The 17,476-nt window shown below is 35.6% G+C and carries 10 protein-coding genes and 5 tRNA genes; 11 read left to right on the top strand and 4 right to left on the bottom strand.

Annotated features, from left to right (window positions below):
- Window positions 1–144: 144 nt before the first annotated feature.
- The 3 genes from J3U56_RS01510 to recB are packed head-to-tail and all read left to right on the top strand — an operon-like array spanning window position 145 to window position 4,358.
- The gene (locus J3U56_RS01510; RefSeq protein ID WP_267333325.1) at window positions 145–441 is read left to right on the top strand and encodes a YfcZ/YiiS family protein; all 297 of its coding nucleotides are present in this window, start codon (window positions 145–147) and stop codon (window positions 439–441) included.
- A gap of 24 nt (window positions 442–465) precedes the next feature.
- Window positions 466–909, top strand: coding sequence for a phosphohistidine phosphatase SixA (sixA, locus tag J3U56_RS01515; RefSeq protein ID WP_267343559.1), 444 nt, complete (start codon window positions 466–468; stop codon window positions 907–909).
- The gene (recB, locus tag J3U56_RS01520) at window positions 888–4,358 is read left to right on the top strand and encodes an exodeoxyribonuclease V subunit beta (RefSeq protein ID WP_267366421.1); all 3,471 of its coding nucleotides are present in this window, start codon (window positions 888–890) and stop codon (window positions 4,356–4,358) included. The genes sixA and recB overlap by 22 nt, the downstream gene beginning before the upstream one ends.
- A gap of 148 nt (window positions 4,359–4,506) precedes the next feature.
- Here recB and J3U56_RS01525 read toward each other — a convergent pair whose 3' ends face one another.
- Window positions 4,507–7,590, bottom strand: a complete 3,084-nt coding sequence (locus J3U56_RS01525) for a beta-galactosidase (protein ID WP_267366423.1) — start codon at window positions 7,588–7,590, stop codon at window positions 4,507–4,509.
- 436 nt (window positions 7,591–8,026) lie between these two features.
- Between J3U56_RS01525 and J3U56_RS01530 the strand changes: the two genes are divergently transcribed.
- On the top strand, window positions 8,027–9,766 hold the full coding sequence (locus J3U56_RS01530; RefSeq protein WP_267366425.1) for a carbohydrate porin: 1,740 nt from the start codon (window positions 8,027–8,029) through the stop codon (window positions 9,764–9,766).
- A gap of 154 nt (window positions 9,767–9,920) precedes the next feature.
- On the opposite strand, the gene J3U56_RS01535 is transcribed toward J3U56_RS01530, so the two are convergent.
- Window positions 9,921–10,925: a substrate-binding domain-containing protein gene (locus J3U56_RS01535; RefSeq protein WP_267343555.1), complete on the bottom strand. Its 1,005-nt coding sequence runs from the start codon at window positions 10,923–10,925 to the stop codon at window positions 9,921–9,923.
- A 331-nt stretch (window positions 10,926–11,256) separates the two neighbouring features.
- Window positions 11,257–13,374 (bottom strand): alpha-galactosidase, encoded by a 2,118-nt coding sequence (locus J3U56_RS01540; RefSeq protein WP_267366427.1) that lies wholly within the window; start codon window positions 13,372–13,374, stop codon window positions 11,257–11,259.
- 227 nt (window positions 13,375–13,601) lie between these two features.
- On the opposite strand from J3U56_RS01540, the gene J3U56_RS01545 reads away from it, so the two are divergent.
- The 7 genes from J3U56_RS01545 to J3U56_RS01575 all read left to right on the top strand — a co-directional run bounded on the left by J3U56_RS01545 (window position 13,602) and on the right by J3U56_RS01575 (window position 15,986).
- A complete protein-coding gene (locus tag J3U56_RS01545) occupies window positions 13,602–14,213 on the top strand; it encodes a TIGR04211 family SH3 domain-containing protein (protein WP_267348741.1) in 612 nt (203 codons plus the stop codon).
- Window positions 14,214–15,311 (top strand): multifunctional CCA tRNA nucleotidyl transferase/2'3'-cyclic phosphodiesterase/2'nucleotidase/phosphatase, encoded by a 1,098-nt coding sequence (locus tag J3U56_RS01550; RefSeq protein ID WP_267366428.1) that lies wholly within the window; start codon window positions 14,214–14,216, stop codon window positions 15,309–15,311.
- 117 nt (window positions 15,312–15,428) lie between these two features.
- Window positions 15,429–15,505, top strand: a tRNA-Met gene (locus J3U56_RS01555).
- Window positions 15,506–15,542: 37 nt separating this feature from the next.
- A tRNA-Leu gene (locus J3U56_RS01560) sits at window positions 15,543–15,627 on the top strand.
- A gap of 26 nt (window positions 15,628–15,653) precedes the next feature.
- Window positions 15,654–15,728, top strand: a tRNA-Gln gene (locus tag J3U56_RS01565).
- A gap of 77 nt (window positions 15,729–15,805) precedes the next feature.
- Window positions 15,806–15,890, top strand: a tRNA-Leu gene (locus J3U56_RS01570).
- A 21-nt stretch (window positions 15,891–15,911) separates the two neighbouring features.
- Window positions 15,912–15,986, top strand: a tRNA-Gln gene (locus J3U56_RS01575).
- A 430-nt stretch (window positions 15,987–16,416) separates the two neighbouring features.
- On the opposite strand, the gene J3U56_RS01580 is transcribed toward J3U56_RS01575, so the two are convergent.
- Window positions 16,417–16,608 (bottom strand): hypothetical protein, encoded by a 192-nt coding sequence (locus J3U56_RS01580; RefSeq protein WP_267333334.1) that lies wholly within the window; start codon window positions 16,606–16,608, stop codon window positions 16,417–16,419.
- Window positions 16,609–17,476 lie beyond the last annotated feature (868 nt).

Genomic DNA, 17,476 nt, shown 5'->3' on the forward strand with positions numbered 1-17,476 from the left:
ATTTTTAAAAAACTTCTATTTTTGATTGATAAAAAACGTTTTTTTATGTCAGTTATTAGGTTGTTAAAAAAATGTTAGAACTTTGCCCTTAAGTTTGATTGAGAGTATACTATGTCAAAACCAAATGATTAATAGAGGTACAGGATGACAGATTCACTAAATAAATGTAAAGCAAATGAAACACCAGCATGTTGTTGTGTTGATGTTGGAACAATTATCGATAATGAGGATTGCACAGCAGAATACGAACACGTTTTTGCGTCAGAATCAGAAGCTCAAGCTAAATTAGTATCATTAACACAAGCTGCAAAAGATGCTGCAACTGAACCCTGTGAAATTAATAGCAGTATCGACAAAGTTGCAGATGGTTTTAAATTAACTGCTAAGTTTACTTTTTGTTGTGGCGCTGAGTGCTTAATTTTTCAATTAAAATTACGTTAATTGTCATTAATGAAAATTTGTATTATGAGACATGGTGAAGCAGGATTTTCTGCTTCATCTGATGCAAGTCGACCACTTACTGCTTATGGCATTGAACAAGCGAATCAAGCCGGTCAATGGCTTCAACAGCAACATTTTAAATTTGACTTAGGTTTAGTGAGTCCATATTTACGAGCAGAGCAAACGTTTGCTCAACTATCCTCTTATATTTCTATTTCAAAAGTAAAAACAGAAAAGCTTTTGGTTCCAGGTGGAAGTGCTGCTTCAATTGCTGATTTTTTAATGACCCTTATATCCCAAGATGTTAAGCAAGTGATTATAGTTTCACACCTTCCATTAGTCGGCTATTTAGTCAATGAGCTTTGCCCTCATATTTCGCCACCGATGTTTCCAACAGCTGCAATTGCATGTATTAACTACTCAATTGGCACCGCAGGAAATCTTGAATGGTTTCATCAAGCGGAGTAAAAAAACTTAATCTTTTTGATTTACCGTTAACCGGACGTACCTTAATTGAAGCCTCGGCCGGAACAGGTAAAACCTATTCACTTGCCTTTATCTATTTGCGATTGTTATTAGGCATAGGCAAAAACAGTTATCCCAACCCACTGAGTATTAATCAAATTTTAGTTGTCACCTTTACTAAAGCGGCAACGCAAGAGCTGCGTTCACGCATTAGAGCAACTATACAAGAACTAAGAACAGGATTACTGCAAGGTAACCATTCAGATCCGATATATCAACAATTGATTGAATTAATTGATGACCGTCAAGCTGCGATTCAAAAACTCACTGAAGCCCAACAATCAATGGATGATGCGGCTATTTATACCATCCATAGTTTTTGTCAGCGAATATTGACTAGTCATGCATTTGAATCGGGTGTACTTTTTGAACAAAAATTAATTACTGATGAGCAGCAATTACACTTACAAGTTACCCAAGATTTTTGGCGTCATTATTTTATTCCCTTAAATAAACCACTTGCTCAGATAGTTTTTGCAACTTGGCAAGATCCAGATGCCTTATTAGCAAGTATTAAACCTTATTTGAGTTTTGATTTTAGCCAAAACACAGATGACAATATCGATCTTGTGAATATTATTAATGATTTTTATCAGCGTAATTTTTACAAAATCGAAATGTTAAAACAGGCTTGGTTAGAATCAGTAAATGAATTAACCGATATCATTATTCTGTCAGGCGTCAGTAAACAATCTTATAGTAATCGTTATTTACCTAATTGGATTGCCAAAGTTTCGGCTTGGTGCCAAACACCGACAACGACGTTTAAGTTACCCGCTGAACTGGAAAAGTTTAGTCAAGCGGTATTAATTGAGAAAACCAAAACCGATAAGACGGCTCCACGACATTTAGTTTTTGAGCAAATAGCACAACTTTATACAAGCCAACTTGATTTACGCAACGAAATTTTGATGCATATTGTTAAAATTATACAAAAAGGCATTTATTATCAGAAGATTAAACGTGCCGAGATGAGTTTTAACGATCTAATTTGGCAACTTAATCGGGCCTTGCAGGCCAAAAATGGTCATCGATTAGCACAAAGTATTGCAAAAAAATATTGTGTTGCTTTAATCGATGAATTTCAAGATACCGATCCTGCACAATATCAAATATTTGATCGTATTTATAATAAGCAGCGACTAGATACAGGTTTATTGTTTATTGGTGATCCCAAACAAGCAATTTATAGCTTTCGTGGCGCTGATATATTTACGTATTTAAAAGCAAAACAGTCGGCAGGCGAAAATAATTTTACCATGTATGTTAATCACCGATCTTCTTCTGAAATGGTAAAGGCTGTAAATCAGTTATTCGCTAATCGTCAACATCCTTTTATTTTTGATCGCATTCCCTTTTTACCTATGGAGAGTGCAACAAGAAATAATCAAAAAACGTTGATAATCAATGATCAAGAGGCAAATGCTTTAACGGCTTATTTATTACCTGAAACTATAACAACTATTACAGATTATCAAGAACATATGGCGATTTGTTGTGCTAAAGAAATTGTTTCATGGTTAACGGATAGTTCAATATTCATCTGTGATAAAGATGGCAAACGCCCTGTGGCAACTAGCGATATTGCAATTTTAGTGCGCACCGGACAAGAGGCTGAAATAATTCAACAAAAACTGGCGATTTATGGGGTTAAAAGCGTTTATTTATCCAATCGAAATAGCGTCTTTTCGTCAACCGAAGCACAGGATGTGCTTTCTGTATTGCAAGCCGTACTCATGCCAGAAAATGAAGCAGCATTACGTTTAGCGCTAATGACTAGGTTATTAGGTCAAACCATGGCAGAACTTGAGCAATTGATTGATGATCAAGATCAGTGGGAAAATTTAGTAGAGGAATTTAAACAATATCAGATTATTTGGCAACACTATGGGGTATTAGTGATGTTACGTCGTTTGATGAAACGGCGACACTTAGCCGAAAATCTTTTAGCTTGCCAGAATGGCGAACGAATATTGACTAACTTCATGCATTTAGGGGAATTATTACAAGCCGCCGCGGATGAGTTAGATAGTTTACCGGCTTTAGTTCGTTGGTTGACTAAACAAATAGTCAATCCCGATTTGAATTTAGACAATCATGAACAACGTTTAGAAAGCGATGAAAATTTGGTCAAAATTATCACGATACATAAATCTAAAGGGTTAGAGTTTCCAATAGTTTGGTTGCCATTTGCGGCTAAATATCGCCCTGCTAATAGCCAATTTTATCACGATAAACATAATGATTATCAGCCAAGCTATGCGTGGTCGTTAACTGATGAAATTAAACAACAAATTGAAGATGAACATCTGGCAGAAGATTTACGATTGCTCTACGTGGCAATGACTCGCTCTGTTTATCATTGTAGTATTGGTTTAGCTTCTTTGAAAAAAAATCAATCAGCGATTAATTATCTTTTAAATGATGATTTAAAATCGATAGCCAAATTTTCAAATTTAATTGAGGTTGAATTACCTATAGTCGGTGAACAGTATATTTCACCAAAAACATCAAATAGCACCTTGTTTGCAAGTGTATTTAAGCGAAAGCTTTCGAGTTGTTGGCGTGTGACAAGTTATACTGAACTTCAAAAGCATAATGGTAGTTCAATATTGAATTATGCTATCTTCGATGATTGGGATGAATCTCAATCAGATAATCAAGCGCAACAGTTAGTGCAATTATATGATATTCATCATTTTCCAAAAGGAGCTTATGTTGGTACGCTTATGCATACAATGATGGAAAATGTTGCAGGGAATAATGTTGCTCAATTATGCGATGAAATGGTAAAAAAACTCAATTTAGACGCAATCTGGATCGATGTTGTAAGTGATTGGATGCAACAGGTGCTTAGCACAAAAATTAATCAGCAAGGGCTTACATTAGCGCAAATATTAAGTGGAAAATGTATTCACGAGCTTCAATTTTATTTACCTATTCGTCAAGCCGTGTCTAGCTTGCAATTGGACTCTTTGTGTAAACAATATGACCCTTTATCTAAACAATGCCCAGAATTAGATTTTGAAACAGTACAAGGTATGTTGAAAGGGTTTATTGATTTAGTGTTTGAATTTGAAGGTAAATATTATATTGTTGATTATAAATCGAACTGGTTAGGTGATTCTGCTGCTTATTATCAAAAGCCCGCATTAGAGCAGGTAATGTGTGAACATCGTTATGAATTACAATATCAACTCTATTGTTTAGCATTACATCGATTTTTAAAAAGTCGTTTAGTCAATTATCAATATCAAGACCATTTTGGTGGGGTGTATTATCTTTTCTTACGGGGTATGCCCGAATACGGGATTTTTTATTGCCAACCAGCAAAACAGTTCATAGAGCAACTTGATCAGTTATTTGACGGGGATAATAACTACAATATTTAATCTGTTAATCTTAGCACTTGATGGTTTGAGCTATTTTTGGGCGTTAAATTTTGCAGATTTTTTTGTTGGCATGTTGTTATCTAAACGAAATACAGAAGGTATCGACTACTACCTTCTGTATTAATTATTGGTAGGTAACCGTTTAATTTTATGAGCATTTAAAAACCAATTGATAACTGTAATACTTTTCGGTTAATAAAAATTCTTTATGGACATTAGGTGTCCAAGAATCATCGCCACCAATTCCCATATGAAATGCATCAATACTGACATAAGCGCTGTCTTGTGGTTGCAATAGATGTCGATGTGATGTTTCCATTAACTGTTTTGTACCATATTGATTAATATTAAATTTAAATTGATGACCCGTAACGGTTAATTGATTGAGTTGTAATTTTTTTACATCGCAACGTAAACCATTTTCACAAGGAAAAATATAAGGCGTGTAGAGTTGGGAAAAAGGTAAACACCAGTCACTAAAGATTGCCGATGTTTTACGATCTGGATAATTTTCGTGTGGACCTAATCCTAACCATTTTACCTGTTTTGGTACCTGTTTTAATTGAAATGTTAACCCTATACGTGCAGGTGGTGGCATATTATTCGCAATATTAACTTGTATAGATAAATTTAAATTACCTTCTTGATCGAAGTGGTGTTGCCATCTGCTTTGAATCACTTTTTGGTTGTCGACAAAATAACCATGTAAAACTTCGATGATAATTTTATTACTTGATTGGCTCACCTCAATGCCTAAGCATTGATGCGTTAAGTCGTAGTAACCAGCTGACTTCCATTTTTCAACCCAAGCATAAGGGTTATTGTCAAAACCACTACTAATACCAATATCATTATCAATTGGTGCACGAATAAATTGATCGGTAAAAGCTGAAGCTAATAACGATTTGTTTCCTTTAAACCATTGTTCTAATTGACCCGTTGTTTTATTCAATTGCCAACGTTGATTTTTATAATTTATGACATATTTATCCTGATTTTCGATTAACTTAAGCGAACTTTTATCTTGATTAAAAGTTAGCGATGGAATAAATGCGTTAGTCAATTTCCACTGTTCCCATGCGACTAGGTGCCCAGCGGCAGACCATGGCGTGGTTTTGCTTTGAATAATTTTGACTGATAAATGCAAATCTTCACAGTTAAAATCATTACCGACGTCATCACACAAAACCATTTTTATTGTGCTATTGGCTTTAATGTCCAGTTTGGTTTTGCTGTATTTTCGTTTTTTACCCTCGACTAATAACTCCCATTGTAAAACCTCATGATTGGTATGATAAAATAAATACTCGCTGGTTATCTCAATTACTAATGGTTTTTGACTTATTAGCTTAAATTGATAAGGTTGCTGTAATTTCTTAGCTTCGATTAAACTAGGATGAGCATTGCGGTCGGGGAACACTAATCCATCTAAGCAAAATTGTCTATCGTGATACGCTTCACCAAAATCCCCGCCATAGGCCCAATAACTTTCCCCCGTTTGAGTTTGACAGCGAATACCATGATCTGCCCATTCCCAAATAAATCCGCCTTGCAAACGAGGGTATTGCCTAAATGCTTGCCAATACTTATAAAATGCACCTAAACTATTACCCATGGCATGCGCATATTCACATAAAATAAGAGGCCTGTGTTCATCAGGCATTGAAATCCATTTTGTTATTGCCCATTTAGGTACTGTTGGATGCGGTTGATCTTGCTCAACACGTGCATACATTGGGCAAATGATATCGGTAGCAGCTGTATTCGCACCACCCCCTTCGTATTGTACAGGTCGCGTTGGATCATTGCTTTTAATCCAAGCATAAAGTGCATCGTGATTAGCACCATGACCAGATTCATTTCCTAATGACCAGATTATAATTGAGGGATGATTTCGATCACGTTGTACCATGCGCGTGACGCGTTCGCTATATGCTGCAAACCAACGAGGATCATCCGATAAACGGGACATAGGAAACATACCATGCGACTCAATATTGGCTTCATCCACTAAATACAGCCCATATTGGTCACAAAGTTCATACCATCTTGGATCATTAGGATAATGACTACATCTAACTGCATTAAAGTTGTGTTGTTTGATGAGTTTTATATCATGCAACATCGCTTGTTCAGTGACGGCATACCCCATATCTGGATAGAATTCATGTCGGTTTGTCCCTTTTATGAGTAGAGCTTTACCATTTAAGCAAAGCTGACCATGTTTGATTTCAACTGTCCGAAAACCGACATTGTAGGCTTCTGATTCTATCAACCCTGTTTGTTTATGGTATAAACTGATAACCACACGATAAAGATTCGGCGTTTCCGCGCTCCATAATTTGGGGCTGGTGACTGGTATATGGCAGTCTAAGCGATCGTGATATCCGCCTTTTTCGTCAACAGCATCAGTACCAATGCTTTGAGAATGCTTAGTTATTAATTTATTTTGTTGCCATAATTCAATATCAACATTGAATAAATCTTTGTTGTCATCAAGATTGACATCAATCTGTAGTGAAAGCGTGGCATTTTGATAAAGTGCATCAAGTTGGGTGTGAATTTTTATGTCTCGTAAATGTGATTTCGGTTTATTTAATAACCAGACTTGGCGAAAAATACCACTTAATCGCCACATATCTTGATCTTCAAGATAACTACCATCGCACCACTTTAATACTAATACCGCAATGCGATTTTCACCGGCCTTTAAAAAAGGTGTTAAATCAAATTCTGCCGCAATACGACTATCTTGAGAGTAGCCAACCCATTGACCATTACACCAAAGATGAAACGCTGAGCTGACACCATCGAATATAATTCTGGTATTTCCTTGCGCCAGCCATTGTTGAGTGATATTGACATAGCGAGAATAACAGCCTGTGGGATTTTGTTCCGGTACAAAAGGTGGATTATAAGGAAAAGGATAACGTATATTGGTATAAACCGGTTTATCATAACCCTGCAATTGCCAATTAGACGGAACAGGAATAGTTGTTTTGTCTAACTCTTTTTTTAACCATGATTCTGGTACTTGATTTGGGCTATTGTAATAGCTAAAAAACCAATCGCCATTTAGTGACATAATGGTGTCTGAATTCAGATTGTTTTTAGCGCTCTGTTTATCTCGCCAACTGTGAAATTTAGCATGTGTATCGAGTCTATTCATACTTAACACAGATAAGTTATTCCAATCATGGCAGTTAATTATTTCATTGAAAGAAGGGGTCATATACTCTCCATTTACTGTTCTGTTAACCACTATTTTTTATTGATCGTAGTTAATGACATGATCATTAATTGTTATAAATTATAAGTAATGCGTAATTTAAAACAGTGATCTAGATAACATTTATGTAACCGAATACATCTTTTTTCTAAATGGCTAGATTGGTTTATTTTTTTTATTTGTGATTTTCGATTACATCCCTTTTTGTATATAAATAGATAACTATTACTGTGATATAGGTCACAGCTTAGACATTTAATTTATTTATCACTATTTTTATTTGTTATATTAAAAAACGATAATTATTCTTCAAAGGATTGTTACCGCTGTGTAACGGGCAAAACCTAAAGAATAGCCATAAATAGCTATTCTTTAGGTTTTTTTTTGCCTCGAATTTACGAGGCTTCATTATGTTTTATAAAATAATGAGTAGGTAAATATGAAATATTTAACAAATAAGGTTGTAAAAGTCATAGCCAAACTAAAACAAATTGCGTTAATTACGATGTTAAGTTTATGCTATTTGCCAAATGTTATGGCTGCAACGTCAGAAGAGTTAGAAGCAAGGATAACAATTTTAGAACAGAAGTTACTAGAGATCAGTAAAGACTCAGCGGATTTAAAAAAGCAAGTTGTTGAGTCAAAAAAGCAAATTGCTCAATTAAATAATAATATTCAAAAACAACAAGTCGTTATTAACAATCGACAAAAACAATTAAAAAATCAGACAGCATCACTCACCAATTCTAAAAAATCGGCTAGTTCACCACAAATTCATGTCAATAATAGCGTAAGTGATAATCAAATTGTGTTAGTTAATGATGTTAAAACTTCTTCTGCATCAGGCGAAGATGGTTCTGCAAAAAAATCTTTTACTCTATCTGAATTTAAAGATTATATTAAAGATGAAATTGGATTTTCTTATAACGGTTATTTCCGTGGTGGATGGTCAACATCGAATAATGGTAAACCTAAAAACTATGCTGAAGGTGCGTTAGGTCGATTCGGTAATGAATATGGCGGTTGGTATGATCTTATTTTTAAACAAAAAGTTTATGATCAAGATGGGCGTAGAGTCGATGCTATTGTCATGATTGATGGGAATGTGGCAACCAATAAGGCAGCGGGTTTATTTAATACCCAAGATGATAATATTATGCAATTCTCTGATATTTATTTAGCTACTAAAGGATTTGTGCCTCGTTTCCCTGATGCAACATTATGGATTGGTAAGCACTCTTTACCTTACAACGAAATTCAGATGCTTGACTGGAAAACGCAAAAAACACCTGCTGGTGGTGGGGTAGGGATTGAAAATCTTGCCGTTGGTATTGGTGTACTTGATTTAGCTTTAGTTCGAGCTGATGTGAATGTAAAAAGTAAAAAAGCTGATGTGGTTGGTGTTGATGAAAATGGCAATCAGATTACCAGGCATAAAAAAGAGGACGTTGATCTTAATGAAATCGAATTACGTTATCATAACATTCCATTGTGGAAAGATGCGCTGTTTGGCATAAATGCACGTTATTCAGCACCGAATAAATCCAAAATTCAAGGCAATGTAGAAGTCAAAAATGCATGGCTTGGTAGTTTTGTATTACGTCAGAATGAATTTTTTGCTGGATTCAATCAGTTTACACTACAAGCAGCGACAAATTCGGTTGCTTCACAATTAGCCAACATCAATACTAATAATCCAGAGTTTGCAGCTAATGCTGATAATGATTATATTGGTGAACATACTGGTGGTAAAGCTTATCGCTTGGTTTCTGAAGGTGAAGCTTATTTAGCCGATAATGTTATTGTTGCCCATGCATTGGCACTAACTACGGGTAATGATGTTTATTCTTATGATCTCCATCGTGCTCATACCAATTTTTCTAGTTTTAAATCAGCGGTAAGACCTGCATATATATGGGATACCTATAACCAGAGTGGTGTTGAGCTTGGCTATTTTAGACAGAAAAATAAAGCTAATAATCAAACTTACGTTGAGGAAGGCTATAAAACAACGCTTTATCATTCTTTCAAAGTCGGACAAAGTATTTTATCTTCTAGACCTGATATTCGTTTTTATGTTTCATATATTGAATCATTGCAAAATGATATTAGTAAGTTTGATTTTAATGGTAAGCATCACCAAATTAGTTTTGGGGTACAAACAGAGGTTTGGTTTTAGCTAATATCTTTTAATCGAGAGGGATAATACAATACGATTATCTGAGCTAATAGTATGCATCAAAAATCATTAAGTAAGCTCAGATAAGTGGTGATTATCCTCTATTTTTGATAGTGTTGATAAACTAAGATGTTATTGGTCGTTAATAATCATGTTATTTGATCAAATTGACAGAATAACGTTTAGTTAGCGTAGGTATAAATATATTAACTAAATTAGCGGGTGGCGCTTCACCTTTAGCAAGTTTTAATGCTAATTCAGCCGCTTGTTCTGCCATCGTTTGTAATGGATAACGGATAGTTGTTAATTTAGGGTGCAAGTAGCGAGCAAGAAGTAAATCATCAAAACCTATAATAGAAATCTCGGTTGGAATTTTTATATCATTATCATATAACACTGACATTGCACCAGCGGCCATAGAGTCATTATAACAAGCTATAGCGGTAATTTGACGATTGCGTTCGAGTAATGTCATCATAGCTTGTTCGCCACCGACTTCGTTAGGTGAGGCAAAAGCTATAAGTTTTTCATCAAGCTCTATATTATATTCAGCTAAAGCATCTTTATAGCCTTGCAAACGGTCAGATGCATCTGAGATATCATGGTTTGAACATAAATAACCAATTTTAAGATGGCCATGTTGAATTAAATGCTTTACCGCTAAATAGGAACCATAACGATCGTCGAGTGCAATACACCGTTTTTCAAAGCCGCTCACTACGCGATTGATTAATACCATTCCTGGCACTTGCTGCATTAATTTTTTTAATATACTGTCGGGCAAAACCTTAGCATGAACAACTAATGATGAACAGCGATGTTCGATAAGTTGCGTTATTGCATTATATTCTTGATCATGTTGATGATAGCCATTTCCAATTAATAAAAAATTACCTGTTCGATGAGCTACTTTGTCAACGGTACTTACCATCTCACCAAAAAAAGGGTCGGAAACATCGGCAACAACAATGCCTATGGTATTTGAATTTTGTTGGGATAACGCGCGAGCATTGGCATCAGGATAGTAATTTAATTTTTCCATAGCTTTTTTTACAATTTCACGTGTATTTTCGCTAACATTGTTTGCATTATTAATAACACGAGATACTGTTGCCACTGAAACTTTGGCTAATCGTGCAACATCTTTTATTGTCGCCATAAAACTACCTTTTAATTGATTACTACTAATTATTTATATCCATATTTGATACTTTATGTTTGTCCATATAGAGTTTCGTAAGATTACCAATGATTCAAGCAAAAGGGCTCGCAGTTTGGGAGAAATCCTGTACTTAAAATCTTTAAGTGAATTCAGTATGTAATACTCTGAATATATGAGCCAACGCATTATAATACGAGAAAATTTTGCTTTTGCCAATTGCTCTCTGGTTTGTCGAATCGATTCAGTTTAAATATATTAATTAAGAGGGATTTGTGCTGTTGAAATCCCTCTTGAATTGCTAAAAAATCAAGCCTCTTTGCTAAACAATTTATACCGATGTGATCTTGATTAGCATTGCAGTTGCAGGATCTAGTACTGGTAGGGGTAAACCAATATTCATTAACCAATCGCCCGATAACGTTGTGCTTTTTACCATCCAATTAGGTAGGGCTTTCATGACATGTCCATTCACTTTAGGATCAATATTATTAGGCATGTCAAGAATCTCAATGTGATAATCTTTATCTGGTAATAAACCCGCTAAACGTAAATTACCACTCAAAGCATAAGTCGGTAAAATAAGTTGTGCAATTATAAAAGCGGCCTCGGTTTGGTCTTGGCTAACCACACCATAACTTTGCATGGCTTGATTATCATCAACATCTAACCGAATAAAATTGCCCGAATGGAGCAATGAACGTAATTGTTTATGTAATTTTATATAATTAGCAAATGATAGTTTTTCTTGTTGTGATTCTTTTACAGGATCGAGTTCTACCCCCATATGGCCAAATAGTGCAGTTAAACCACGTAAATTCATATCAATTTGCCTATATGTGGTATGACATAGCGCTCCACCAATATGGGCTCCTATTACTTCTGGTGGGAAAAAATAACTCATGCCGCGTTGAATTATTTGCCTATCTAAAGCATCGTTGGAATCCGATGCCCAAAAACGTTGAGTACGTTTTAATATTTCATAATCAATGCGACCACCGCCAGATGAGCAAGATTCAATTTCGACATTCGGGAATTTTTTTTGCAAAATATCAAGTAACCGATAAACAGCTTTAGTTTGGCCAACTATAGCCGGATGACCATTATGACCCGCTTGTACGATTTCTCTATTCATATCCCATTTTATGTAGTCTATGTCGTAACTTCCAAGTAACCAGGTTAATCTTTCGAGCAAATAGTCAAAAACATTTGGATTTTGTAAGTCTAGTACATATTGATGACGACCTTCAGGTTGTTGATAACCTTGAAGTTCTAATAGCCAGTCAGGATGGGCACGATATAGATTAGAGTTTTTGTTAATCATTTCAGGTTCAACCCAGATACCAAATTCCATACCAAGGTCTTTAACATGTTTAATGACTGGTTCTAAACCATTTGGATATTTGCGCTCATCAAGATACCAATCGCCCAAGCCTTGATAGTCATCATCGCGATGACCAAACCAGCCATCATCAATAATGAAACGTTCAACACCTATTTGAGCTGCTTGTGTTGCCATTTTCATAATATAATCGGGATTATGATCAAAAAAGATGCCTTCCCAAGTATTAAGATGAACAGGGCGTGGTTTATGAGCAGAAAACTTAATAATATTGGTTCGTAAGAATTGATGAAAGTGCTGACTCATTTTATTTAAACCTTGATCACTATAGGTTGCATATAACCATGGTGTACTTACTGTTTCTCCTTTAGCTAAAGATATTTCGCCCGCCAGGTAAAGTGCTTCGGCTTGAATAAAACGTTTTCCATTGCTTTTGACGGCTACCTGTATGCGGTGGTTTCCGCTCCAACCTAAATGGATACCCCATACTTCTCCTGTTTGTTCCTTAAAACCACTTGTACCGACAATCATGCCAGGAAAATATTCATGTGAAGTTCTTCCTCGGCGATTCTCTTGTAAGTATCCGCAATGTTCAATTTTAGTGCGATGTGGAAAAAATTCTTTAATCCAACGACCATTAAATGCCATTAATTCCTGCGCCCGTTCAGGTATAGGTAAGGATACTGACAAACGATTCACTTGATAAGGCTGCTCTGCTAAATTGGTTAGGCTATTTTGACATTGCAAAACACCACTTTCATCTAAAATGAGTTGGCTAGTTAAACGAAGCTTGGCAATATCATCTTCACTAATAATAGTAATATTGTTATTGTTTTTTTTGACTTCTTTAGTGATAAATACTGGAGACCAATCTTTGCCATTCCGATGTCCTTCAAGCCCGGGTGTACTAAAGTTACCTAACCCTTCTTCAGGACAAAGTGTGAATGGAACATCAATATCTAGGCGTGAATTAGGTATGGCAGGGTTAAGCATATCGATAGAATTGATATTTAAATTTTGTAATCGTTTTCCAAAATAACAGATTTCAGCATAAGGTTGCGTGCGTAAAATTATATCTAAGTTATTATTGCCAAGATGGTAATTCATGTTTTCTCCAAAATTGATTACTAAAACAATTCTTATACAGTAATGATAATTTAATTAGAAGGATATTATTAATTTTTTGTTTTGTGATTAAGATCTCATAAAATGTAATCGTTTTCATTTTTTGGGTTATTAACTTCATTCAAGTAAGATATATTATGAAATGATTATGCGAAAAATTCATTTTTTATGCTATTATGAACCAATGTTGGGTGAATAGATTAAATATCATGAAAAAACATAATATTATTGCTGTCGTTTCTTTTTTAAGTTGTGCTTTTAACGCTTATGGTGTAGATAAATATATCACCGATGATGTTGATGTTTACTTGCGTCGAGGTCCGGGGGCACAATATGCTTATTCAAATTCAGCAAAAGCGGGCGAAAAAGTCATTGAACTTGAAAAAAATAGCGATGGTAAATATACCAAAATTCAAGTCAATAATGGTAGTGTTGCATGGATTGAAACAAGTAAACTTAACGATCAACCGAGTTGCAAAGAGCGACTGCCTTCTCTCGAATCTGAACTTGCCCAGTACAAAAGTAAAGCTGATAATGCCGATCAGTCTCAACAAGATGTGGCTAATCAATATGTGCAAAAATTACAAGATGCAAACACTTTAATTGAGTCTTTACAAAATAAAAATACTGAGCTTGAAAACAAACTTAAGCAGCAAAATAGTCAACTTGAGTCAATGCTCAATCAAGTGGATGATAAACGCCGTGATCTGATTATCACTTGGTTCACCTATGGCGGACTCGTTGCTGGTGGAGGCTTAATTTTAGGTTTAATTTTACCATTAATTATGCCACGCCGTAGAAAAGATCGTTGGATGCGTTAAATGTCAAAGATCTATCTTGTCGGCGGCAGTGTTCGGGATAGATTATTAGGATTACCTGTAGTCGATCATGATTGGGTTGTTGTTGGTGCAACACCCGATCAGCTCCTTGCTTTAGGTTACCAACAAGTTGGTAAAGATTTTCCTGTATTTTTACATCCTACTACTAAAGAAGAATATGCACTAGCGCGTACTGAACGAAAGTCAGGTAACGGTTATACTGGTTTTATTTGTGATTTTGGGTCAAATATCACGTTAGAGCAAGATCTTATTCGTCGCGACTTAACAATTAATGCGATAGCGATGGATGAGCAAGGGCATATTGTCGATCCTTATAATGGTGTAAGTGATCTCCATAATAAAATACTACGTCATGTATCTTTGGCTTTTCGGGAAGATCCTTTAAGGATATTACGCATTGCTCGCTTTGCTGCTCGCTATCACCATTTGGGATTTAAAATAGCGCCAGAAACGTTAATTTTGATGAAAGAAATGGTTGATGCTGGCGAGGTGTTATATTTAACGCCTGAACGCATTTGGAAAGAGACAGAAAAAGCATTATCGACTCAGCATCCACACATTTATTTTCAAGTACTCAACCAATGTGGTGCGCTTGCTGTGTTATTTCCGCAATTAATATTGTCACAAAATGTTGTTGATGCGTTAGCTAGATCTGTTGAGTTAACTGCGCTATTAACGGTTCGTTTTGCAATATTATGTGCCCAGATGCCGACTAAGCGAAGTGTTGAATTGTTATGTCAAAAAATAAAATCACCTACAAGTTTTTTGAAGATAGCTGTTATGGTTCAGCAATATGGTAAAGTTGTTGAAGATATAAAGCAGTTGACGGCAGAGCAAATTATCCATTTACTAAATAGTATTGACGTTTGGCGTAATCCCCAACACCTTGAACAATTAATTATTGCAAGCCATGCTTATTGTAAACAAGAACCATTTTTGCAAGCTCAATACTTAAATGAAGCTTATAATGTTGCCAATAGTGTTAACGTGCAAAATATTATTGCAGATGGTTTTGTTGGTAAAGCTATTTATAATGAATTACAAAAAAGGCGAATTGAAGCGTTATTAAACTGGATTTGATTGCATCTTAATCAATCGTCATTTTTTTTCAAAATATCTAAAAAAAAGGGTTGACGATTTGGCTTAAGACAAGCATAATGCGCCTCGCAGTGTTGGTTATGACGTTGCGAATGAGATGGCTACGTAGCTCAGTTGGTTAGAGCACATCACTCATAATGATGGGGTCACAGGTTCGAATCCCGTCGTAGCCACCATTAAGGTTAAGTAATACTTTTACCGGAAGTATACAGTGCGGGTGTGGCGAAATTGGTAGACGCACCAGATTTAGGTTCTGGCGCCGCAAGGTGTGTGAGTTCAAGTCTCTCCACCCGCACCATTTTAATCTTAGTATCTATCCTTTATTGGGGTATAGCCAAGCGGTAAGGCAGCGGGTTTTGATCCCGCCACTCCCAGGTTCGAATCCTGGTACCCCAGCCATTCCAATCTGCATATTTTTGATATTTCACTCTTTTGTATTTTATTGTTAATCATATCGATTTCTAAATTATTCATATGCGGGTATGGCGGAATTGGTAGACGCGCTAGATTCAGGTTCTAGTTCCGAAAGGTGTGCGAGTTCAAATCTCACTACCCGTACCAGATATCATTTTCACACTATAGTGGGGTATAGCCAAGCGGTAAGGCAGCGGATTCTGATTCCGCCATTCCAAGGTTCGAATCCTTGTACCCCAGCCACTAAATTTTTATAAAACAATGAGTTAAACGTATATAATTGCATGGTTAATTATAGCAACTATAGCTTATGGCGGTAAAATGACGGTGGGCTTTCTTGGTCAGAAAAAAGACCGGAATAACCGGCCTTGTTTATTAGCTTTTAAAGAAAGTCAATTCCACACATTGAAGCCGCACGTAAAAAACGAATAATACCTTTATCGGGAATGCACGGCAATTTTCATACCATCTTTTTCCGCAACTAGCTTATGAATTGATTCATCTTTATTACAATATACCGCGATTAAAATACCGTTAAGAGCCATTCTTGAAATGTAATGTGAAAATTTAAATTTTTTTTAATTGTTTACCTTTTTACACCCCAGAATCTGCCGAGTTGTTTCTTAACTCTGGATATATAATATAATGGGGAGGTTATTAGTCAGCAATTATTTTAATTTTTTAATTTTTCTTTTAAAAGTTTTAGACCTTCAAATATTGCCGCTTTCTGGGTACCACAAATTGCCGCCAACTCTTTTAATAGTGAGCTCTCATCTTCTGTTAAATATGTACCAGCCAGTCGAGGACGCCCCGCATTCCTGTCTCTATATGCTTGCTCATTTTTGCGTTGTCTTTCTCTATTCATAATTTAACTCCGAATCTATATTGATATAGCAATCGTCCCCCACTTTTGATTGAAAGCGATATACATTAATTTTTTTACTATTACATGTCATTAGTAGCAAATGTTTATTATCAAAATCTTGATTGTATAATTGCCAAAATGCCATTTTTGCAACATCAAAATTAGTCGTATTTGTACGAGTGTGAAGGAGTATTTCACTGCCCCCTTTTCGTTGTTTTATCACATAAATTCTATATGTTTTTAAATTCTCAGGTGATGCCATCCTCTGCCCCTTAAATCATTGTATGTATCTGTTGTGCTACGATATTTGTGCCCCAGCAATACTTGTATATTAACTCCCTGATCTCGGTATAATCGTTCTGCTAGTGAGCGTATTTCAAAAAAATTGGCGGGTCATAGTCTTCCCAATATTTTGCGGGGAAAATTGTATCACATAATTTACACAAATTACGATTAAGCCGCCAGTATTGGACCGGCTTACCATTTACTTCGATAAAGCATTCATTGCCGCCACAATTCAAAATCGCATCTTCAATGCACATATTAACTACATTTAAAGTTAAATTCGGCGGTAACGCAATTTTTGCTCCGTGTTTGATCAATTTTTTTTCGCCATATGTAGTAGTCACATATTTACGCCCTTTCGTTTGATGAATAAATAAATGATTATTTCGAACAAAAAAATCTTTTTTATTATTCCCCAGCGCAAAGCGCAGTATGTGCGAATTGTCAGTTTAAGCCGAAAGTTAACTGTGTAACTTAATAAGTTGTAGTGAGCCTGGGCACCACTTTTATAAATTGGTAATAGCATCGTTAATATTGGGCTATAGAGCTTGATATTTAAATGTCTGGATTTTATTTTCTATCT

The sequence above is a fragment of the Gilliamella sp. B2824 genome (genome assembly GCF_026536245.1).
In the GTDB taxonomy this organism is placed as follows: domain Bacteria; phylum Pseudomonadota; class Gammaproteobacteria; order Enterobacterales; family Orbaceae; genus Gilliamella.